The 22,957-nt window shown below is 46.4% G+C and carries 19 protein-coding genes; 8 read left to right on the top strand and 11 right to left on the bottom strand.

Going from position 1 to position 22,957, the window contains the following annotated elements:
• Nucleotides 1–43 precede the first annotated feature (43 nt).
• The 3 genes from hemG to R7Q41_RS21175 are packed head-to-tail and all read right to left on the bottom strand — an operon-like array spanning nt 44 to nt 2,708.
• Nucleotides 44–571 carry a menaquinone-dependent protoporphyrinogen IX dehydrogenase gene (hemG, locus tag R7Q41_RS21185; RefSeq protein ID WP_054577148.1) on the bottom strand — a complete coding sequence of 176 codons (528 nt, stop codon included), beginning with the start codon at nt 569–571 and terminating at the stop codon, nt 44–46.
• A 9-nt stretch (nt 572–580) separates the two neighbouring features.
• Nucleotides 581–2,038: a TrkH family potassium uptake protein gene (locus R7Q41_RS21180; protein WP_005378893.1), complete on the bottom strand. Its 1,458-nt coding sequence runs from the start codon at nt 2,036–2,038 to the stop codon at nt 581–583.
• 46 nt (nt 2,039–2,084) lie between these two features.
• On the bottom strand, nt 2,085–2,708 hold the full coding sequence (locus tag R7Q41_RS21175; protein ID WP_005378891.1) for a YigZ family protein: 624 nt from the start codon (nt 2,706–2,708) through the stop codon (nt 2,085–2,087).
• A 261-nt stretch (nt 2,709–2,969) separates the two neighbouring features.
• Between R7Q41_RS21175 and fadB the strand changes: the two genes are divergently transcribed.
• The 3 genes from fadB to R7Q41_RS21160 all read left to right on the top strand — a co-directional run bounded on the left by fadB (nt 2,970) and on the right by R7Q41_RS21160 (nt 7,564).
• The gene (gene fadB, locus R7Q41_RS21170; RefSeq protein ID WP_054579435.1) at nt 2,970–5,141 is read left to right on the top strand and encodes a fatty acid oxidation complex subunit alpha FadB; all 2,172 of its coding nucleotides are present in this window, start codon (nt 2,970–2,972) and stop codon (nt 5,139–5,141) included.
• 14 nt (nt 5,142–5,155) lie between these two features.
• A complete protein-coding gene (gene fadA / locus R7Q41_RS21165) occupies nt 5,156–6,331 on the top strand; it encodes an acetyl-CoA C-acyltransferase FadA (RefSeq protein ID WP_006743176.1) in 1,176 nt (391 codons plus the stop codon).
• A 252-nt stretch (nt 6,332–6,583) separates the two neighbouring features.
• Complete coding sequence (locus R7Q41_RS21160; RefSeq protein WP_054730021.1) at nt 6,584–7,564, top strand: MDR family oxidoreductase; 981 nt, start codon at nt 6,584–6,586, stop codon at nt 7,562–7,564.
• A 52-nt stretch (nt 7,565–7,616) separates the two neighbouring features.
• Here the strand turns inward: R7Q41_RS21160 and R7Q41_RS21155 are convergent, their stop codons facing one another.
• Entirely contained in the window at nt 7,617–8,561 is a 945-nt protein-coding gene (locus R7Q41_RS21155; protein WP_318144654.1) for a LysR family transcriptional regulator, read from the bottom strand.
• Between the two features lie 168 nt (nt 8,562–8,729).
• A complete protein-coding gene (locus tag R7Q41_RS21150; protein ID WP_005378880.1) occupies nt 8,730–8,912 on the bottom strand; it encodes a hypothetical protein in 183 nt (60 codons plus the stop codon).
• Between the two features lie 133 nt (nt 8,913–9,045).
• Here R7Q41_RS21150 and tusA point away from each other — a divergent pair, with 133 nt between their 5' ends.
• Nucleotides 9,046–9,294 carry a sulfurtransferase TusA gene (gene tusA / locus R7Q41_RS21145; protein WP_005378879.1) on the top strand — a complete coding sequence of 83 codons (249 nt, stop codon included), beginning with the start codon at nt 9,046–9,048 and terminating at the stop codon, nt 9,292–9,294.
• 44 nt (nt 9,295–9,338) lie between these two features.
• On the opposite strand, the gene R7Q41_RS21140 is transcribed toward tusA, so the two are convergent.
• The gene (locus tag R7Q41_RS21140; protein ID WP_005378878.1) at nt 9,339–9,599 is read right to left on the bottom strand and encodes a hypothetical protein; all 261 of its coding nucleotides are present in this window, start codon (nt 9,597–9,599) and stop codon (nt 9,339–9,341) included.
• 160 nt (nt 9,600–9,759) lie between these two features.
• Nucleotides 9,760–10,314, bottom strand: a complete 555-nt coding sequence (locus R7Q41_RS21135) for a TMEM165/GDT1 family protein (RefSeq protein WP_005378877.1) — start codon at nt 10,312–10,314, stop codon at nt 9,760–9,762.
• 484 nt (nt 10,315–10,798) lie between these two features.
• Here R7Q41_RS21135 and glyQ point away from each other — a divergent pair, with 484 nt between their 5' ends.
• The 4 genes from glyQ (at nt 10,799) to R7Q41_RS21115 (ending at nt 17,581) form a co-directional block, all read left to right on the top strand.
• Nucleotides 10,799–11,716, top strand: a complete 918-nt coding sequence (gene glyQ / locus R7Q41_RS21130; protein WP_005383818.1) for a glycine--tRNA ligase subunit alpha — start codon at nt 10,799–10,801, stop codon at nt 11,714–11,716.
• A 13-nt stretch (nt 11,717–11,729) separates the two neighbouring features.
• Nucleotides 11,730–13,796 (top strand): glycine--tRNA ligase subunit beta, encoded by a 2,067-nt coding sequence (glyS, locus tag R7Q41_RS21125; RefSeq protein WP_053052464.1) that lies wholly within the window; start codon nt 11,730–11,732, stop codon nt 13,794–13,796.
• A gap of 217 nt (nt 13,797–14,013) precedes the next feature.
• Nucleotides 14,014–16,098, top strand: a complete 2,085-nt coding sequence (locus R7Q41_RS21120) for an alpha-amylase (protein ID WP_318144653.1) — start codon at nt 14,014–14,016, stop codon at nt 16,096–16,098.
• A gap of 229 nt (nt 16,099–16,327) precedes the next feature.
• Entirely contained in the window at nt 16,328–17,581 is a 1,254-nt protein-coding gene (locus R7Q41_RS21115) for a valine--pyruvate transaminase (protein ID WP_042523899.1), read from the top strand.
• Nucleotides 17,582–17,707: 126 nt separating this feature from the next.
• Here the strand turns inward: R7Q41_RS21115 and R7Q41_RS21110 are convergent, their stop codons facing one another.
• The 4 genes from R7Q41_RS21110 to recF form a co-directional block, all read right to left on the bottom strand.
• Complete coding sequence (locus R7Q41_RS21110) at nt 17,708–18,145, bottom strand: Hsp20 family protein (protein WP_005378857.1); 438 nt, start codon at nt 18,143–18,145, stop codon at nt 17,708–17,710.
• A gap of 533 nt (nt 18,146–18,678) precedes the next feature.
• A complete protein-coding gene (locus tag R7Q41_RS21105) occupies nt 18,679–19,095 on the bottom strand; it encodes a GreA/GreB family elongation factor (protein ID WP_017821918.1) in 417 nt (138 codons plus the stop codon).
• A 343-nt stretch (nt 19,096–19,438) separates the two neighbouring features.
• A complete protein-coding gene (gene gyrB / locus R7Q41_RS21100; RefSeq protein ID WP_042523897.1) occupies nt 19,439–21,856 on the bottom strand; it encodes a DNA topoisomerase (ATP-hydrolyzing) subunit B in 2,418 nt (805 codons plus the stop codon).
• 13 nt (nt 21,857–21,869) lie between these two features.
• Complete coding sequence (recF, locus tag R7Q41_RS21095; RefSeq protein WP_005378839.1) at nt 21,870–22,949, bottom strand: DNA replication/repair protein RecF; 1,080 nt, start codon at nt 22,947–22,949, stop codon at nt 21,870–21,872.
• Between the last annotated feature and the right edge of the window lie 8 nt (nt 22,950–22,957).

Genomic DNA, 22,957 nt, shown 5'->3' with positions numbered 1-22,957 from the left:
CGGATAAATTTGCATCAAAAGCGGTCAAAAGAGCACGTTATTTCTACAGTTCTCTGAATTTATCTGCGAAAAGAGCCACTTTTTCCCAATTGGTGTACTCCACCTCTTTGGTCGTATCAGTTTCGCCACCCGTCATCGACATAATGAACCTAATCATAGTTCTGTCGAACCAGCTGTAACGTGGGTAATAAAGTGCACCAGCAAAAACACCTATTAGCGTTGGTTTCCAAGGCGACTTAATTAGGAACTTGTGAATGTAGGCACTACCTTCAGGTGTATCCTTTCCTTGGTCCTCTTTACGAGCGGTTAGGTTTACGCAGAAAAATGCCACTTTATTTTGCTCCAATTGATTGAGGTTTCGCTCAATAAACTGGTATAGCTTTTTATTAAGATGGCCATAGCGAATAGAGGCGCCTATCAATACTCTGTCGTATTGGCTGAAGTCAATCGTCTCGACATTATGTAAATCCACCAGCTCACAATCGAAGTCTGGAAGTTGTTCATCTATATAGTGGAGAATTTTTTTAGTCTGCCCTTCGCGGGAAGAGTATAGAAATAATGCTTTTGCCACGATTTCCCCTTAGCTACGCCAAAACGTCGGCGTAAGTAGAATAAGTAAGGTAAAGATTTCCAAACGACCAAACAGCATAGAAACTATCAATACCCATTTTGCTTTGTCGTTAACATCACCAAAGTGCAGCGCTACTTCTCCCAAGCCAGGACCGAGGTTGTTCAGAGTCGCAGCCACCGCCGAGAACGCACTGAGCTCATCCATTCCTGTTGCAATCAACCCCAACATACAAACCACAAATACCAATGCGTATGCGGAGAAGAAACCCCAAACTGCATCGACAACACGTTGCGGTAGGGCACTGCCACCCACTTTGATGGTGTAAACCGCACGAGGGTGCACCAAACGTTTTAGTTCACGCGCACCTTGTAAGGTAAGAAGCAGGATACGGATCACTTTCATGCCGCCGCCTGTTGAACCAGCACAACCACCTATAAAGGAAGAGAACAATAACAGCACAGGTAAGAAGAGCGGCCAATCCGCAAAACCTGTTGTCGTAAAGCCCGCTGTTGTGGATATTGATACAGTTTGGAACAGAGCCTGATCGAAAGCATCGTATGTCGATGTGTAAGAGTGATGTTTCAGTAATAATAGAAAGCAAATGATAAATAGCAGCACTTGAATAAACAAGAAGGCGCGAAACTCAGGATCTTTCCAGTAATACTTGGGATGTACGCCACCTGATGCAAATGCAGCAAAGTGCAGTGTGTAATTACATGCAGATATAAGCAGAAAAACCACCGTAATCAGGTTAATCGCGTAACTATCAAAGTATCCGATGCTGGCATCGTGGGTAGAGAAGCCACCAATGGCAATGGTGGAAAAGCTGTGACTGATGGCATCAAATGGCGTCATACCAGCTAACCAAAAAGCCGAAGCACAGGCGATAGTCAGGCTCAAATAGATGTACCAAAGCGCCTTAGCAGTTTCTGCTATGCGCGGCGTCACTTTAGTATCCTTGACTGGACCTGGGATCTCGGCGCGGTAAAGCTGCATACCACCGATGCCAAGTACTGGCAAAATCGCCACCGCTAATACGATGATTCCCATACCGCCGAACCACTGCAGTAACTGTCGATAGAATAGAATCGCTTTAGGTAACTCATCCAAACCAACAATAACGGTCGCCCCGGTCGTCGTGAGAGCAGAAAACGATTCAAAAAACGCATCTGTCACTGAGACGTTCGGATTGTCAGCAATGAGAAAGGGGATCGAGCCTGCACTGCCAAGTACTGTCCAGAATAAGACGACAATAAGAAAGCCATCTCGAGCTTTAAGCTCGTGCTTATACCTGCGGTTTGGGTACCAACAAACGGCCCCACAAAACAGCAGAACAAAAAATGTCGTGACAAAAGGCACACCAGCACCATCTCGATAGATCAGCGCAACGAGTGCTGGCGCAAGCATAGTGACACTAAAGAGTGCGAGCAGTAGCCCGACGATTCGAATAATTGAACGAAATTGCATGGATAAATTGACTAGCGAAGCTGTCCCTGTTGCTTCCTGTTTTTCATTATTGTCCGTCTAGCGGAGTGACAATTGCCTTTGCCCCGCTTTTATTGATGATTGCTTGGGTAAACGCGCTCACTTCTCGAAGCTCAATTTCCACCACTAATACGACCTGATCGCTGTATTCAGCCTCGACTTCTATCGCACCAAATTGCGGCATGATTGATTGTGCGATAGGCATAAACCCATAGTCTAACGTTAGTCTGAGCTTTGTGGTTATTTTTTTCTCAATAGTTTGAAGCAGCTTGAGCGCTTGTTGAACCCCACCCCCATACGCTTTAACCAAGCCGCCTGTACCTAACTTGATTCCACCAGAGTATCGCGTGACCACAGCCGTGATCTCCCCCACCCCAGATCCAGACAGCTGCGCCAGGATTGGTTTGCCTGCCGTCCCTGAAGGTTCTCCATCATCACTAAAGCCCCACTTCATCGAATCTTCTGGTCGACCAGCAACAAAGCCCCAACAGTTATGTCTAGCATCAGCGTGTTTAGCTTTGATTTGATCAACAAATGCTTTTGCAGCTTCGATACTTGGCGTGTGTGCCAAATAAGTAATGAAGACGCTCTTTTTAATTTCTTCTTCAAATTGAGCGGGCTCTGCTGGAATCAGATAAGGCTTGTCATTCATAGGATTATGGATTCATGTCTATTTGCCTGAAGTCTATCACGAGTGTGATTTACCCGTCGCATAAGATCTGCCACAGCGCACAATGTTAAACACTTGTTTAAAAAATGTATTGAAATTAAACAATCCACGATCCAAACTAACCTTACTGGTCAAACCAGAACAAAAATAAAACGACTTCCTCGATACCTATTTGCCGAGGTACACGGCGTCGTTGAAATAGGTATACAGACAATCCACGATTGTATGTCATGGAGATAGACAATGATTTACCAAGCCGAAACCCTACAGGTAAAGGAAATACAAGATGGTATTGCAGAGCTAAGCTTCTGCTCTCCAAAATCCGTCAACAAACTCGACCTAGCGACATTAGAATCGCTAGATAAAGCTCTTGATGCGCTCATTGCCCATCAAGGCCTCAAGGGGTTGTTGCTCACTTCAGATAAAGACGCATTCATTGTAGGCGCAGACATTACCGAGTTTTTAGGTCTGTTTGCTAAAACGGATGCCGAGCTCGACCAATGGCTGCAATTTGCTAATAGCATCTTTAACAAATTAGAAGACTTACCCGTTCCGACCATCTCAGTGATCAAAGGCCACGCTCTTGGTGGCGGTTGTGAATGTGTGCTAGCAACAGACATGCGTATTGGTGACAAAACCACCAGCATCGGCCTACCAGAAACGAAACTGGGAATCATGCCGGGCTTTGGTGGTTGTGTACGCTTACCTCGCGTTATTGGCGCAGACAGCGCAATGGAAATCATAACCCAAGGTAAAGCATGCCGAGCTGATGAAGCATTGAAAATTGGCTTACTCGATGCTGTTGTAGAGACTGATGCTTTATACGAATCAGCACTACAAACTCTTAACTCTGCAATTAATGAGAAACTTGACTGGCAAGCACGCCGAGCACAGAAAACATCGCCTCTAACGCTGAGTAAGCTTGAATCAATGATGAGCTTCACCATGGCGAAGGGTCTGGTGGCACAAAAAGCAGGTCCTCACTACCCTGCCCCAATGACAGCCGTTATCACGATTGAAGAAGGTGCTCGCTTTGCACGTAATGAAGCGTTAGACATTGAACGTAAGCACTTCGTGAAATTGGCTAAATCGGAAGAAGCAAAATCACTCGTTGGCCTATTCCTTAATGATCAATACATCAAAGGCATTGCGAAAAAAGCAGCGAAGTCAGCAAGTAAAGACACGCAACGTGCAGCCGTATTAGGTGCAGGTATCATGGGTGGCGGCATTGCTTACCAATCAGCGCTAAAAGGTGTGCCAGTCTTAATGAAAGACATCGCGCAAGCGTCGCTCGACCTAGGCATGACTGAAGCATCTAAGCTGCTGAATAAACGCTTATCTCGCGGTCGCATTGATGGCTTTAAGATGGCGGGTATTTTAGCGTCAATCACACCGAGCTTACATTACGCAGGTATTGAAAACTCTGATGTGATTGTTGAAGCTGTCGTTGAAAACCCGAAAGTAAAAGCAGCAGTTTTGAGTGAAGTTGAGTCCCATGTCGGTGACGACACCGTTATCACCTCAAACACCTCGACGATTCCTATCAACCTATTGGCAAAATCACTAAAACGCCCAGAAAACTTCTGTGGTATGCACTTCTTCAACCCAGTGCATCGTATGCCTCTTGTTGAGATCATCCGTGGTGAGCACACCTCTGATGAAACCATCAATCGTGTTGTGGCGTATGCTGCGAAAATGGGCAAATCACCAATTGTCGTTAATGACTGCCCAGGGTTCTTCGTTAACCGCGTATTGTTCCCATACTTTGGCGGCTTCAGCATGCTACTTCGTGATGGTGCTGACTTTACGAAAATCGACAAAGTCATGGAGCGTAAGTTTGGCTGGCCGATGGGACCGGCGTACTTGCTTGACGTAGTCGGCATTGATACCGCGCACCACGCACAAGCTGTGATGGCTGACGGTTTCCCTGAGCGTATGGGTAAACAAGGTCGTGATGCGATTGATGCACTGTTCGAAGCAGACAAATATGGTCAGAAAAATGGTAATGGCTTCTACAGCTACACCATAGATAAAAAAGGTAAGCCGAAGAAAACCTTCTCCGAAGCGATCTTACCGGTACTTGCTGACGTTTGTGCCGATAAGCAGGACTTTGACGATCAGACCATCATTCAACGTATGATGATTCCAATGATCAACGAAGTGGTGCTATGCCTACAAGAAGGCATCATTGCCACTCCACAAGAAGCGGATATGGCACTGGTTTATGGTCTTGGTTTCCCTCCATTCCGCGGTGGCGTATTCCGCTATCTAGACAGCGTGGGTATTGCTGAATACGTTGAAATGGCAAAACAACACGCCGAGCTAGGTGCGATGTACCAAGTACCGCAAATGCTGATTGATATGGCGGCGAAAGGTGAAAGCTTTTACGGTGCACAACAGCAAGGTTCTATCTAAGGAGGGATTCTAAAATGACTAATCAAACAAGAAATGTTGTCGTAGTCGATTGTCTACGTACTCCAATGGGTCGCTCTAAAGGTGGTGCTTTCCGTCATACACGAGCAGAAGATCTATCTGCGCGCCTAATGAAAGGCATTCTTGCGCGTAACCCACAAGTGAACCCAAGCGAGATTGAAGACATCTACTGGGGCTGTGTACAGCAAACACTAGAGCAAGGCTTTAACGTTGCACGTAATGCCGCGCTACTCGCGGGCCTGCCGATTGAAATTGGCGCCGTGACGGTTAACCGCTTGTGTGGTTCATCAATGCAAGCGCTTCACGACGGTACACGTGCCATCATGACTGGCGATGCTGAAATCTGCCTAATTGGTGGCGTTGAGCACATGGGGCATGTGCCAATGAACCACGGTGTAGACTTTCACCCAGGTATGTCAAAGAACGTAGCAAAAGCTGCGGGCATGATGGGCTTAACGGCTGAAATGCTTGGTAAATTACATGGTATTAGCCGTGAGCAACAAGACGAGTTTGCCGCTCGCTCTCACGCTCGTGCGCACGCAGCAACCGTAGAGGGTCGTTTTAAAAACGAAATTCTACCAATTGAAGGCCACGCAGCAGATGGCACACTGTTCACTCTGGATTACGACGAAGTGATTCGCCCTGAAACATCCGTTGAAGGTCTATCTCAACTTCGCCCAGTGTTCGACCCAGCAAACGGTACAGTAACAGCCGGTACATCATCGGCTCTGTCCGATGGTGCATCAGCGATGTTGATCATGAGCGAAGAGAAAGCCAATGAGCTTGGTTTGAAGATTCGTGCACGTATTAAAGGCATGGCCATTGCGGGCTGCGATCCTTCTATTATGGGTTACGGTCCTGTACCTGCGACGAAAAAAGCGCTCAAGCGTGCCGGTCTTTCAATTGAAGACATGGATGTGGTTGAGCTAAACGAAGCATTTGCCGCGCAGTCTCTGCCGTGTGCTAAAGACTTAGGCCTGCTTGATGTTATGGATGAGAAGGTCAACCTTAACGGTGGTGCGATAGCATTGGGTCATCCACTAGGCTGTTCTGGTTCACGTATCTCAACAACGTTGATCAACCTAATGGAAGCGAAAGACGCGAAATACGGTCTGGCCACCATGTGTATCGGTTTGGGTCAGGGCATTGCGACAGTATTTGAACGACCATAACAGTTCAAGACGTTGTTGTAGTGATCGAGCCAACAATCATAAGCAAATGAACTAGTACTAAAATTTTTAGTATTACACTTAAGGGCGACAATTGATGTCGCCCTTTTTGTTTTACATCAAACATGCATGAAGAGCATACATTAAATGCTCAAGTTTCATTTTATTCATAGACAAAGAAGACATACACTTAGACCAGTTGATATCTTGCTGCATGTGACCCAGAGTCATGCTACCGCACAATCGGAGAACCTTATGTTTAATGCTCTAGTTCTAAATCAAGAAGACAAACGTACTATCGCTAACATCGAGCAAATCGATGAAACACAACTGCCTGAAGGCGACGTTCTGATTGACGTTGATTACTCATCGTTAAACTACAAAGACGGCCTTGCGATCACAGGTAAAGGTAAAATCATCCGTAACTTCCCGATGGTGCCAGGTATTGACTTAGCAGGTACGGTAGTAAGCTCAGAAGACGACCGCTACCAAGCTGGTGACAAAGTTGTCCTTACTGGCTGGGGCGTGGGTGAAAACCACTGGGGTGGTATGTCTCAGCGTGCTCGTCTAAAAGCAGATTGGCTAGTACCACTACCAAAAGGTCTAGACAGCAAGAAAGCAATGATGGTTGGTACTGCTGGCTTCACTGGCATGCTATGTGTTCAAGCACTGCTTGATGCAGGCATCAAACCTGAAAATGGTGAAATCCTTGTAACTGGCGCAAGTGGCGGTGTAGGCTCAGTCGCAGTAACGCTTCTAGCACAGCTTGGCTACAAAGTTGCTGCAGTGACAGGTCGTGTAGAAAAAAATGGCCCGCTACTTGAAAAACTAGGTGCTAGCCGCATCATCGACCGTACTGAATTTGAAGAACCAGCACGTCCACTTGAAAAGCAAGTATGGGCAGGTGCGGTTGATACTGTAGGCAGCAAAGTACTGGCTAAAGTATTGGCGCAAATGGATTACAACAGTGCAGTTGCAGCTTGTGGTCTTGCAGGTGGTTTTGATCTACCAACCACAGTGATGCCGTTCATCCTACGTAATGTTCGCCTACAAGGTGTGGACTCAGTAATGTGCCCAACAGAGAAACGTATCGCAGCATGGGAAAAGCTGGTCGAGCTACTACCAGACAGCTACTTCGAGCAAGCGTGTACTGAAGTTGCTCTTACTGAAGCACCGAAATATGCAGAAGACATCACCAACGGTCAAGTAACGGGTCGTGTGGTTATCAAGCTATAAACACTGACTCAGTGTAAACAGACGAAGAGCCGGCATTGCTGGCTCTTTTTTGTTAGCAGTTCAGTCCCATATCTTCGATACGTCTAGCTATCAGACGGCTACACTCTTCACGCACAATCGTTCTTAACCATTCTTGAGCGGGAGAATGCTCGCAACGCGCATGCCAAATCATCGAGTATTCAAACGGCGTGAATTGGAATGGTAACGGTTTCACCACCAAGTCATAACGCTCGGCAACCAGATACGCCAAGTCCGCTGGCACTGTGATGATAATTGGCAAGGTATCCATGATCGCCAATGCGGCTTCTAAATGATAAGCCCGCAGAACCATTTTACGCTTAGGTTTCTCCATCAAAGCTTGTTCGATCAGTGCCTTAACACCATCACTGATGGCGATCATGGCATGTGGATGACTCAGATAATCATCCAAGCTCATTTCTTTATTCGCTAATGGATGCTGTTTTGAAAGCATACACAGCACCCCCACTCGCCCCAACACTTCACTGCGTAGAGGCTCCACCGGGCCTGTCGGGCGACAAATCGCTAAGTCTGCACCTTCATAAGTGAGCTGATCTGATAAACGGTCGTGTTGCAGTGGTAAGAAGTTGAAAGACACGTTTGGCGCTTCTTGGTAAATTCTCGGCAAAGCGAACGGTAAGATCGTTTGCATGGCATAGTCGGTGGTCACGATGTTGAAAGTCTGCACGCATTGCAATGGGTCAAACTCAACCGGAGATAACAACTGACGTAAAGACTCTAATGGCTCGCCCAATGAGCGATCGATCTCTAACGCTTTCTGAGTTGGGATCAAATGCTGTCCCTGACGAGTAAACAGCGGATCTCCCAATAAGTCACGCAGACGACCAAGCACACGACTCATTGCCGATTGACTCAAGTTCAGACGTGTTGCTGCCTTACTGACACTGTTTTCCTCTATCAGTACTCGCAACGCAACCAGTAAATTTAAATCTCGGCGATAGATATCTTCCAGTTCCACGAATTAGCCACTTATTTTGTATGTGTTTGGGTAAATTGTACTCTTTAGGCAAAAAAAATCCCGCCTTTCAGCGGGGAAGCCCAAGAAAAATGGGGATAGTGTCGGAATGAAGTGTCGGTAAAAAATAGGTGAGCGTTATTAAAAGCATTCTGATCCAAGCAAGAAGCGCTAATTTTCTTGCTCAGATGCGCCAGACCATCTGCGCATCTCGATCCAAATCCCAATAATAGTGGCAACCATGCCTACAAGAGGCGTCAAAGAGGTGTCAGCTGGCGTCCTGAGTACCAATGCACAAAACGAGATAAAACACAGCACTGAGTAAATCGTAAGTCTGTCTAACGCTGTTAACATTGCCTCTCCCTTGCCAGTTGTTACCAAATTGTTAATTTAAGGTAAAACAAAAAATTCGGTTTGCCAAGTGGTTATTGAATATTTTTTCAACGAAAGTAAAATTCAACGCTCAGTTAGTTACGAGAATCACACTATGAGCTTTAATCCTGAACTGGCAAACAAGACATTAGAGGCGGAAGGACTGCGCTGCCCAGAGCCAGTGATGATGGTCAGGAAGACAATTCGCAACATGCAAGATGGTGAGATTTTGCTGGTCAAAGCAGACGATCCATCCACGACTCGAGACATTCCGAGTTTCTGCCGCTTTATGGACCACCAATTAGTTGCGGCACAAACGGAGCAAGTTCCGTATCAGTACCTGATCAAGAAAGGATTGGAATAATCTGGTCGAACTAAAAACGGCAGCCTATATTGGCTGCCGTTTGTTTATTCGTCGTATTCGAGTGTGCGAACTTCTGATTGGAGCTTGTTAAGTTGTTTCTTCATTGCCCGCATCTCTTCATGCATAGGAATGATGTGAGCGACACGAATCCACGCTTCTACTGTCAATCCAGTAAGAACGAACGATCCTGCTACAATCGGTAACCACATATCAGTTAGCACCATCGCTAGTAAACACAGCGCTAAACCAAAAGTGAATAAATAACTCTGACTCTTCGGGGACATCCCCATGTAACGTGTAAGCATAAACTTGCCCTCTCGCTATCATTCACACCATTAAACTACCATGACAAGTATGACACTTATATGTCATCCGTCACGCAAAGGAACGATTTAGAGTCAGAGTTTGAACTCGCGCAGCACGCCACTAATGATTGATAACTCACATCATTTCACGTGCAAAAAATCAGAACAGTGCAGCCCCTATTGCCAGAGCAATAAACAAAAATGCGGTGATTTTACGGATCAGCCCTAAAGGCATCTTGTCGGCCGACAATTTACCAATCAGGACCACAGGTACATTCGCCAGCAGCATACCGATTGTGGTACCGATAATCACCAAACTTAACGCATCCGCGTATTGCGCCCCTAAGATGGAAGTGGCGATCTGAGTTTTATCGCCTATCTCCGCAACGAAGAACGCGATAAAGCTGGCAATAAATGGGCCTCGATTAGAAATCTGCTCGTCATCATCCAGTTTGTCCGGGATCAGAACCCAAGCCGCCATCGCGACAAAACTGACCACCAGCACCCACTTTAAAATCTCAGGTGATAGATAGTCTGCGACAACCACACCTAACCATGCAGCCAAAGCGTGGTTGGCAATAGTTGCCAAAAAGATTGCTGCAATAATTGGGATTGGTTTTCGGTAACGACTTGCAAGTAATAGAGATAGCAATTGGGTCTTATCGCCAATTTCTGCTAACGCTACAGTAGTAATTGAAATAGCTAAAACGCTCACGACATGCTCATTGGGGCAGGGATTATTATTTTTAACCGAAGACAAACCTCACGCCCCTACCCCGGTTCGTGATGATTTGTCTAAGGTCTTGCTAAACTTGAAAGGCTTCAAGTCTCGAACGCCATGGTGATTTTGCACCAATTATGTTGACGGACGAACCAGATGAAACAGAAACTTCATCAGGTAAGCTACTCCCCAAAGACAGGCGCAATTCTAGCCACCTTTGTTGCGCTTCTCAAGAGCCAAAGCAGGCAAAAACTCCCTTTTAGGAAAAATACAGCAGATAACGCGGTAAAAATTCATTAAAGGAGAAAATCGCCCACGAATTAATCAAGATTAGCTCTACTCCCATGCTCAATATCTGGTTATACTAGATTGTTAATTTATTCAACCGTAATTACTCTTTATCGCCGTTGTTAGAGTTGAAAAACTCGGCATAGATGACGAATTAACGAGTAACAAGAGAATCGCGCGAACCTGACTTATGCAAAAATACGATATCAAAACCTTCCAGGGAATGATCCTCGCGCTGCAGGATTATTGGGCTCAAAATGGTTGTACCATTGTTCAACCGCTAGATATGGAAGTGGGTGCGGGTACCTCTCACCCAATGACCTGTCTACGAGCGCTTGGCCCAGAGCCAATGTCGACAGCTTACGTACAACCTTCACGTCGTCCTACTGATGGCCGTTACGGTGAAAACCCTAACCGTCTTCAGCACTACTACCAATTCCAAGTAGCGCTAAAACCATCGCCTGACAATATTCAAGAGTTGTACCTTGGCTCCCTTGAAGTTCTTGGTATTGACCCTCTTGTACACGACATCCGTTTCGTAGAAGACAACTGGGAAAACCCAACACTAGGCGCATGGGGTCTGGGCTGGGAAGTTTGGCTAAACGGCATGGAAGTGACCCAGTTTACTTACTTCCAGCAAGTTGGTGGTCTTGAGTGTAAACCAGTAACTGGTGAAATCACTTACGGTATCGAACGTCTAGCAATGTACATCCAAGAAGTAGACTCTGTTTACGACCTAGTTTGGAACATCGCACCAGACGGCAGCAAAGTGACTTACGGTGATATCTTCCACCAAAACGAAGTAGAGCAATCAACTTACAACTTCGAGCACGCAGACGTTGAATTCCTATTTGGTTTCTTCGAACAGTGTGAAAAAGAGTGTAAAGAACTACTTGAGCTTGAAAAGCCACTGCCACTGCCTGCTTACGAACGCATTCTAAAAGCTGGCCACGCATTCAACCTACTAGATGCGCGTAAAGCGATCTCAGTAACTGAACGCCAACGTTACATCCTACGCATCCGCAACCTGACGAAAGCAGTTGCAGAAGCATACTACGCATCGCGTGAAGCTCTTGGCTTCCCAATGTGTAAGAAAGAACAAGCGTAAGGGGTAGAGTAACATGGCAAAAGAATTTCTAATCGAGCTAGGTACAGAAGAGCTACCACCAACGCAACTTCGCACTCTAGCTGAAGCATTCGCAGCAAACTTCGAAGCAGAACTAAAAGGCGCTGAGCTTGCTCACGAAGGCGTGAAATGGTTCGCGGCACCTCGTCGTCTTGCACTTAAAGTAGCAGCACTAGCAGACAGCCAGTCTGACAAAGTTGTTGAAAAGCGTGGTCCTGCAGTTTCTGCAGCGTTTGACGCGGAAGGCAACCCAACAAAAGCAGCTCAAGGCTGGGCACGCGGTTGTGGCATCACGGTTGACCAAGCAGAACGCATGGTTACAGACAAAGGCGAATGGCTACTGTTCAAACAAGAAGTGAAAGGTCAGCCAACGTCTGAGATCGTCGTTGAACTTGCAGCGAAAGCACTAGCAAACCTACCTATCGCAAAACCAATGCGCTGGGGTAACAAAACAACTCAGTTCATCCGTCCAGTTAAGACGCTAACCATGCTAATGGGCAGCGACCTAATCGAAGGCGAGATCCTTGGTGTTGCTTCTGACCGCACTATCCGTGGCCACCGCTTCATGGGTGAGCAAGAGTTTACTATCGATTCTGCTGAGCAATACCCTGCGATCCTAGAAGAGCGCGGTAAAGTAATGGCAGATTACGAAGCGCGTAAAGCAATCATCCTAGCTGACGCACAAAAAGCGGCAGCAGCGGTTGGCGGTATCGCTGACCTAGAAGATGACTTAGTAGAAGAAGTAACGTCTCTGGTTGAATGGCCAGTAGTACTAACAGCGAAGTTTGAAGAAGAGTTCCTAAAAGTGCCTTCTGAAGCGTTGGTTTACACCATGAAGGGTGACCAGAAGTACTTCCCTGTTTACGATGAAAACAAGAAGCTACTACCTAACTTCATCTTCGTATCGAACATCGAATCAAAAGAGCCTCGTTACGTAATCGAAGGTAACGAGAAAGTGGTTCGTCCTCGTCTTGCTGACGCAGAATTCTTCTTCAACACAGACCGTAAGCGTCCGCTTATCGACCGTCTGCCTGAACTAGAGCAAGCGATCTTCCAAAAGCAACTGGGTACGATCAAAGACAAAACAGACCGCATCACAGAGCTTGCTGGCTACATTGCTGAGCAAATCGGTGCTGACGTTGAGAAATCAAAGCGTGCTGGTCTACTAGCAAAATGTGACCTAATGACCTCAATGGTATTCGAATTCACGGATACTCAAGGTGTTATGGGTATGCACTATGCTCGCCACGACGGTGAAGCAGAAGAAGTTGCAGTCGCACTGAACGAGCAATACATGCCTCGTTTCGCAGGTGATGAACTGCCATCTAACGGTGTTTCAACTGCAGTTGCAATGGCAGACAAGCTAGACACTATCGTAGGTATCTTCGGTATTGGTCAAGCGCCTAAAGGCAGCGATCCATTCGCACTACGCCGCGCATCTCTAGGTGTACTACGTATCATCGTTGAATACGGCTACAACCTAGATCTTGTTGACCTAGTAGCGAAAGCGAAGTCACTGTTTGGCGATCGCCTAACCAACGACAACGTTGAGCAAGACGTTATCGAGTTCATGCTTGGTCGTTTCCGTGCTTGGTACCAAGACGAAGGCTTCAGCGTAGACATCATTCAAGCAGTTCTAGCGCGTCGCCCGACGAAACCAGCAGACTTCGACCAACGAGTTAAAGCGGTTTCTCACTTCCGTGAACTAGAAGCAGCAGAGTCTCTAGCAGCAGCGAACAAACGTGTAGGTAATATCCTAGCGAAATTCGACGGCGAACTAGCAGCAGACATCGACCTAGCACTTCTACAAGAAGACGCAGAGAAAGCACTAGCAGAAAGCGTTGAAGTAATGACGGAAGCGCTAGAGCCAGCATTTGCTACAGGTAACTACCAAGAAGCCCTAAGCAAGCTAGCTGACCTAAGTGAACCAGTTGATGCATTCTTTGATAACGTAATGGTAATGGCAGACGACGAAGCACTTAAGAAGAACCGTCTGACACTACTGAACAACCTGCGTAACCTGTTCCTACAGATCGCAGACATTTCTTTGCTTCAAAAGTAATTCATTACTCTTCGAAGTGATTAAGAAATAAGTAAAAGGGAAGCAGATGCTTCCCTTTTTTGTTGCCTTCAAACCGATGAAGGTGACGCTTATTATTCATTTTGTGAACAAGACTAAAATTTGTAGGGTGAGACGCGTTTAACTTGTTGGTGTAGAGCTCGGATTGTAGAGGCACAGTTTTGCTATAACTGGACTGTTTATTCGGGGGAAGGACACAATGAAAAAAACAATTCTCGCACTCTCTATCGGTCTACTGAGCGCCTGCAGCCAGATACCAGAAAATGCCATCGTATTAAACGTTGGTGATGACACCGCTGTTTTTGAGGAAAACTCACAAGGCTTACTTGTCGCTGAGCAAAAACTCGAAAAAGGCAGTTATACCTTTACCATTGCTGACAGCAAGCAAAGCTGTGGCAGTAGCTTTGCCCTAGCAGAAGAAGATCGCATCAAATTCAATCGTCCATTAAAAATGGATAATTGCGCCACTGATGCACAAATGCTGCTGCGCATCTTCAAAGCCAATACCTATCAATTTACGCTCAATCCAACCACCAACGAACTGACGGTAAAAATTAAACCAAAACAAAGTCAGGACATCACCTACTCTTGCCCTGTCGCAACTGACACACCAAAAACCATCAACGTTGCTCAAACTTTTAATGATGGCACTGTCGTTCGTGATGCCTTAACCGAACAAGAAACCACTGTCGCCAATGGCAGCGTCACCATGCAACCGGGTCCTATGAGCCAAGGTCTATTGCTGCTAGAAGAAGTTGAACAGCAAGCCGACAAACCGTTCAGTTGGGACAATGCGACGGTGTACTTCGTCATGACCGACCGCTTCTACAATGGCAACCCAGACAACGACAACAGCTACGGTCGCAGCAAAGACGGACAATATGAGATTGGTACCTTCCACGGTGGTGACTTAGCGGGTCTGACGAAAAAACTCGATTACATCGAATCACTTGGTGTCAATGCTATCTGGATAACCTCACCACTGGAACAAATCCACGGCTGGGTTGGCGGCGGCGATAAAGGCGACTTTAAGCACTACGGCTACCACGGCTACTACCACCAAGATTGGACCAAGCTTGATGCCAACATGGGTACCGAAGATGAACTCAGAACCTTCGTCGATACCGCCCACAAGAAAGGCATCCGCGTGATTTGGGATGTAGTCATGAACCACACAGGTTATGCGACATTAGCAGACATGCAGGAATTCGGATTTGGTCAGCTTTACCTTGATGACCAAGAAGCTAAAGAAGTCCTTGGTGAAAAATGGACCGACTGGCAGCCAAAATCAGGACAAAGCTGGCACAGCTTCAACGACTACATCAAATACGGAGATAGCGAAGCGTGGGATAAATGGTGGGGCAAAGATTGGATCCGCACCGACATTGGTGACTACGATGCTCCGGGCTACAACGACATCACCATGTCTTTGAACTACCTACCGGATCTAAAAACCGAATCGACTCAGAAAACCGGACTACCAAACTTCTTCCGCAATAAAGACACCAATGCGCAAGATGAGCTACAAACCCCACGTGAACATCTGATTACGTGGTTATCCGATTGGGTGCGCGACTATGGCATTGATGGCTTCCGTGTCGACACTGCCAAACACGTTGAAATGGAAGCGTGGGCAGAGTTAAAAGCCAGCACCACCCAAGCGCTTGCTCAATGGAAGCGAAACAATCCGGACAAAGCCTTGGATGACCTACCTTTCTGGATGACGGGTGAAGTGTGGGCACACAGCGTGGTGAAGAGCCCATATTTCGATAACGGCTTCGATTCCATCATCAACTTCGAGTTCCAATCTGACGTAGCACCAAAAGCGCTGAAGTGTTTCGCTCAACTTGATAATGATTACCGCCGCTATGCAGAACGCATCAATACCGATCCTGAGTTCAACGTGTTGAGCTACCTATCTTCACACGATACACAGCTGTTTTGGTCAGCGCGCAGTCGCAGCTTTGATGACCAAGCACGTGCCGCGAATGCTCTGATGCTGGCTCCCGGTGCAGTACAAATCTATTACGGTGATGAGATAGCTCGTGATTTTGGCATTACTGGTTCAGACGCCCACCAAGGCACACGCTCAGATATGCCATGGGATAAGATTCATGGCGAGCGAGAAGATCTACTGAAACATTGGCAAAAGTTGGGTGAATTCCGTAAACGCCACCCAGCAGTTGCTCAAGGTAAGCACATCACTCGCAACCAAGAAGGTTATTACGCGTTTGAACGCCAATACCAAGACGACAAGGTGTTGATTGTTTACACCGGTGAGTAAATCACACTCTCTCCACCAGCAAGGGAAGCATAAGCTTCCCTTTTTTATTGTTCTTTTTGCCCTTGTGTCTCGTTCCTCTGGTCTGATGACGCACTTTTTTCTTTTTCGGCTTAATTCACACTTTGCGTTAATTACACATTGAGGTAAGGTCAAGGATTACTCGATAAGCCGATAAAACATCGGCATAAACATACACAAAGCAATCACAATGAATTAGGTATAAGTCAGCATGCAGTTCTCAAAGTTTGGTGAAAAATTTAATCAGTATTCAGGTATTACGCAGTTAATGGACGATTTGAATGATGGTCTGCGCACACCAGGTGCCATCATGCTCGGTGGAGGTAATCCTGCCGCCATTCCTGCCATGCTCGATTACTTTCACCAAGCCAGTGAGGAAATGCTCGCCAGTGGGGAGCTCGTCGCCGCCCTCGCCAACTACGATGGCCCGCAGGGTAAAGACGCGTTCGTCAAAGCGCTAGCTCAGTTATTCCGTGAAACTTACGGCTGGGATATTTCCGAAAAGAACATCAGCCTAACTAACGGTAGCCAGAGTGGCTTCTTCTACTTGTTCAACTTGTTGGCAGGTAAACAGCCAGACGGTTCGCACAAGAAAGTGCTACTGCCTATCGCACCTGAATACATCGGTTATGGTGATGCTGGCATTGATGAAGATATCTTTATCTCTTACCACCCAGAAATCGAGCTGTTAGATAACGGTCTGTTTAAATACCACGTCGATTTTGAGCAGCTAACCGTCGACGACTCTGTTGCGGCAATCTGTGCATCTCGTCCAACCAACCCAACGGGTAATGTACTGACAGACGAAGAAGTACGTAAGCTGGACAAGCTAGCACGTGAGAACAACATCCCGCTGATCATCGATAACGCCTACGGTCTACCTTTCCCGAACATCATCTTTGAAGATGTCGAACCGTTCTGGAATGAAAACACCATCCTATGCATGAGCCTATCTAAGCTTGGTTTACCGGGCGTGCGTTGTGGCATTGTGATTGCGAGTGAAGAAATCACGCAAGCATTAACCAATATGAACGGCATCATCAGCCTAGCGCCGGGCAGTGTTGGTCCAGCGCTGGCAAACCATATAATTGGCAAAGGTGATCTGCTTAAACTGAGTTCAGAGGTGATTAAGCCGTTCTACAAGCAAAAATCACAACGAGCGGTTGAACTGCTCCAACAAGCAGTTACCGATGAGCGATTCCGCATCCACAAGCCGGAAGGCGCTATCTTCTTGTGGTTATGGTTTGATGAACTGCCAATCACAACAATGGAACTGTACCAACGCTTGAAAGCGCGTGGCGTATTGATTGTCCCTGGTGAATATTTCTTTATTGGTCAGCAAGACGAGTGGGATCACGCGCACCAATGCCTGCGTATGAACTACGTTCAAGATGATGAGATGATGCAAAAAGGCATTGCGATTATCGCTGAAGAAGTGGAAAAGGCTTACCGCGAAGGTAAATAGACGGATTGAACTCAGCCGTTCTTCTCTTTGAAATTACAGCTTTAAAATAGCGGATTTGAAAACCCCAAACTAAAAAGAGCGCCCATATGGCGCTCTTTCTCATTCTATAACCGGGTGGTTAACTGATTAGTTGTTCTCAATCAGGTTGTTGCCACCGATAGCAATCTTACGTGGTTGCATGGCTTCAGGGATTTCACGAACTAAATCGATATGAAGCAGACCGTTTTCCATTGATGCACCCACGACTTTTACGTAATCCGCTAGCTGGAATTTACGTTCAAAATCACGTTCTGCAATACCTTGGTAAACGTAGTTTTTGCCTTCTTCTGCTTTACGTTCGCCCTTCACAATCAACATGTTTTCGTTTTGAGTCAGATCGAGCTGTTCTTCAGCAAAGCCAGCAACGGCCATAGTAATACGGTAGTTGTGCTCGTCTTTTTGCTCAATGTTGTATGGAGGGTAACCGCCAGAAGTATTTTTCGCTGTATTCGCTTCCATCAGGTTTAGCAGACGATCAAAGCCAATTGCATTACGGTATAGTGGTGAGAAATCTACATTACGCATAAATCTATCCTCTTAATTAAGCAATAGTCTTAGTTCAGATGAGTTCAATCCTACTGGCGTGTTTATGCAAAAACCAACGCCGAACTAAGAGATTCTTATCATTCCACTGGCCTTGGTTTGGCTCGGAGACATGATATTGAATCTAAAGGTTTAAGTTGTGTGCTAAAACGCCATATCCTCTTCTGAGCGATCTCGTTTTAGCGATTTCAGAGGGCTGGTCTTCTAGTCTCTAGCAAGCCAGTCACCCTCTTCATAACTAGATATAAGGTCGTCAAAAATGACTTTCAAGGGAAAAAACAAAAAATTTTTAAAGCATCCACTATCCCCTTGAACAGCTTAGTTCCTCATCACTTCGCGATCAGTGATAAAAAGCCCGCCGTTCTGGAGGGCTCAATCTACACTTTACTTGCGGGAGGATTTACGCGCTTTTACAACGCCCTTTTCTGCCGCCTTTTCCTGCTTTAGTTTGCGCTTTTCTTTTAGACTCAACTGCGGTTGTTTCTTTTCTTTCTTACTCATGACTTCACCTCTATTTATTGGCACAACAGACAACCACACAGCATTTTCTGAGCTGGTGGTTGCGATTGATGAACAATTTCAGTAATCACAAAGCAGCGTCGCTGATTAAAAATTTCCACTTCGAGCGCATCATTTTTAGCTCGACCTAATAGTCGAGACCCCAAATAAGAATCGACCGCGAGCATACCTGTCATGGGTTGCCCCTTGCGCGAGCTGACCAATGTCATGCGATATTGATAGGCGCGTTCAACATCCACTAAGCGAACCGTGTCCCCAACCGCAATACGAGTTCGGTTACGGCAATGGGCTTGTTGCTCGCAGGTTTCAAATAGCGATAACAACCTTAGTGGTGATTGATAGGTTAAAAAGCGACTGGTTAACCACCAAGTTCGCAGCGCCAAGCAGTACGCTGAGAACCAGCGTTCAAACATGATTATTTCCTTCTTAATGCCTTGTCTTACAAATAAATTCAGTGCATTGAACCGGAAGTGCATCACTTCCGGCTTAGTTCAGGAAAGTCATCACCATTTTCTTAGTCTCCTTATTCATCAGCTCTTCAGCACTATAGCGAGCAGAAAAAAGAAAGCAAAAACGCTCAAGCGAACAAAATGGCGAGAAAAAAAGAAAACAGAAATAAAATGGCAGGCTTGATCGGGTTGTTGGCAGTTAGTACCAGAAAAACATCCGCTTTAGCAGAAAGTGGCGATTTTAGCTGGTGGTACAACAAAAAAAGCAGCGATTTCTCGCTGCTTTTTACTATCACGAACAGTGTCGTTATACGTCTAGGTTCGCTACTTTCAGTGCGTTCTCTTCGATGAAGTTACGACGAGGTTCTACTTGGTCACCCATTAGCGTAGTGAACAGTTGATCTGCGCCTACCGCATCTTCAATCGTTACCTGCATCATACGACGAGTTTCTGGGTCCATGGTGGTTTCCCAAAGTTGGTCTGGGTTCATCTCACCTAGACCTTTGTAGCGCTGACGGCTTAAGCCACGCATTGACTCTTTCACTAACCAGTCAAGCGCTTCTGCAAAGTTTGCCACTGGCATAGTACGCTCACCACGTTTGATGTACGCGCCTTCTTCCAGAAGTCCATCAAGTGCTTCTGATAGATCAGCCAACTTGCGGTACTCTTTCGAGTTTAGGAAGTCGATGCTAATTGCATGTTCGTGCGTCACGCCGTGAGTACGAACCACAATCTTAGGCAAGTTTAAGCCTAGCTCTTCGTGCTGCTCAACTTCGTAGCTGTACTGGCTTGCACCCACTTCTTTCGCATTCAGCTGTTCAATAAGCTGCTTCGTCCAAGCTTCCACAACTGATGCGTCATGGCATTGCTCTGGCGTTAGGCGAGGAGTGTAAATCAACTCGTTTACCAAAGCACTTGGGTAACGACGGCTCATACGTTCCGCCAGTTTAATACCCGCATTGTACTGTTGAACAAGCTTCTCTAGTGCTTCACCTGCCAATGCTGGTGCTTCTGCGTTTACGTGTAGCGATGCGTTGTCCAGAGCCAATGATACTTGGTATTGGTTCATCGCTTCTTCATCTTTGATGTACTGCTCTTGTTTGCCTTTTTTCACTTTGTATAGTGGTGGCTGAGCGATGTACACATAGCCACGCTCGATAAGCTCTGGCATTTGACGGTAGAAGAAGGTCAACAGTAGCGTACGGATGTGCGAACCATCGACATCGGCATCGGTCATGATGATGATGTTGTGGTAACGAAGCTTGTCCGGGTTGTACTCGTCACGACCGATACCACAACCAAGTGCAGTGATCAGCGTTGCTACTTCTTGCGAAGACAGCATCTTGTCGAAACGCGCTTTTTCTACGTTAAGAATCTTACCTTTTAGCGGTAGGATTGCTTGGTTCTTACGGTTACGGCCTTGTTTTGCGGAGCCGCCTGCCGAATCACCCTCCACTATGTATAGTTCAGAGAGTGCCGGATCTTTTTCCTGACAGTCTGCAAGTTTACCTGGAAGGCCAGCTAGGTCTAGTGCACCTTTACGGCGCGTCATTTCACGAGCTTTACGCGCTGCTTCACGAGCACGTGCTGCATCGATGATTTTCGAACAAACCATCTTCGCTTCTGTCGGGTTCTCAATCAGAAACTCAGACAGTTTTTCACCCATTGCAGACTCAACAGCTGATTTCACTTCAGAAGAAACCAGTTTGTCTTTTGTTTGGCTTGAGAACTTAGGATCAGGCACTTTCACCGAAACAACCGCAGTTAGACCTTCACGCGCATCGTCGCCTGAAGTCGCTGTTTTCGCTTTCTTCGAGAAACCTTCTTTATCCATAAAGCTGTTCAATGTACGTGTTAGCGCAGCACGGAAACCAGCAAGGTGAGTACCACCATCACGCTGTGGGATATTGTTGGTAAAGCAGAAGATGTTCTCTTGGAAACCATCGTTCCATTGCATCGCCACTTCAACTGAAATGCCGTCTTCACGCTCAGAGTTAAAGTGGAAGATTTTTTCGATGATTGGCGTTTTGTTGGTGTTTAGGTGATCAACGAACGCTTGAATACCACCTTCATACATGAAGTGATCATGTTTGTCCGCTTCACGTTCATCAACCAATTTGATCGACACACCAGAGTTCAGGAATGACAGTTCACGCAGGCGTTTCGCCAGAATGTCATAGTGGAACTCAGTGTTAGAGAACGTCTCGGCACTTGGCCAGAAACGAATTTGTGTACCGGTTTTATCCGTATCACCCACAACGGCTAGTGGCGCTTGAGGCTCACCATGGCGGTAGGTTTGCGTATGGATATGACCACCACGATGAATCGTTAGCTCAACTTTCTCTGATAGTGCGTTTACTACTGAAACACCTACCCCGTGAAGACCACCCGATACTTTGTATGAGTTATCGTCGAACTTACCACCCGCGTGAAGAACCGTCATGATTACTTCTGCTGCAGAGACATTTTCCTCAGAGTGGATTTCTGTTGGAATGCCACGACCATCATCGCTAACGGAAACCGAGTTATCCTCATGAATTGTCACAACGATGTCTTTACAGTGACCTGCCAACGCTTCATCAATTGAGTTATCCACCACCTCGAAAACCATGTGGTGAAGGCCGGTGCCGTCGTCCGTATCGCCGATGTACATTCCTGGACGCTTACGTACCGCATCCAGACCCTTCAGTACCTTAATACTCGATGAATCGTAATTTTCAGACATGAGTTTCTCTCTTCTAGTTTGACTCTATCCTGCCATGTTCCACATGAAACAATTTACCGTTATCGTCCAACATATCGGCGATTTGGCTTTCAGTGATAGAGCTTACAAATACTTGTGCGCCCGTCTCTTTTAAGCAGTCAGCAAGACGCTTGCGACGTTGGCTATCTAATTCCGACGCGAAGTCATCAATTAGGTAAATGCATTGTTTACCGGCCATCTCTGTCAGGTGTTGCCCTTGCGCCACACGCAATGCACACACCATGAGTTTTAATTGACCGCGTGACAGAACATCTTCAACGGGCGTTCCGTTCACTTTAATGCGCAAATCAGCTTTGTTTGGGCCACTAAAGGTATATCCCAATGCCTGATCACGCTCAAAATTCTTTTCTAGTATCTCGTGGTATGGAGTGTCTTTATCCCAGCCACGATAATACTTCAATTGGATCTCAAATTCTGGCAAAAATGTCTGACAGATAGTTTCTGCGACAGTTTTCATCTGCTCGATGTAACTTGCTCGCCATTGGCTGATGTTTTCAGCCAATCCTGCCATTTCCTGATCCCAATAACTGAGCTCACGATAACTATTGGCGGTTTTCAACAACGCGTTGCGCTGCTTGTTCAGGCGCTTGAACCTTCCCCATGCTTGATAAAAAGCGGGCTCGGTATGAAACACGCCCCAATCAATAAACGCACGACGATGTTTAGGGCCATCTGTCAGTAAATCAAACCCTTCTGGGTGTATCAACTGCAGAGGCAGAACTTGTGCCAACTGCGCTAATTTTTGTCCAGATTGACCGCCTATTTTAACCTCTGTTGAGCCATCACGCTGCTTATTAATGCCGATAGGTAGCTCAAATTGATCCGAGTTCAAAAAACGACCATGAACAAACAGTTCGTCACACTCATTTTGTATCACTCGTCCGGTGAGAGAGCTCTTGAATGAGCGGCCATGCCCGAGCAGATAAACCGCTTCTAAGACACTGGTTTTACCGCTGCCGTTCGGCCCGATAAGAAAGTTAAAGCCTGCTGATAACTCAATATCACAGGCTTTAATGTTTCGAAACTGCTGAATGATGAGACGAGAAAGAGGCATTCAGTTGG

Origin of the sequence: Vibrio sp. 2096, from assembly GCF_033339595.1 — a bacterium.
GTDB classification, from domain to species: domain Bacteria; phylum Pseudomonadota; class Gammaproteobacteria; order Enterobacterales; family Vibrionaceae; genus Vibrio; species Vibrio alginolyticus.
Note: the sequence above shows the minus strand (reverse complement) of the source record. Positions and strands in the feature narration are given on the sequence as shown.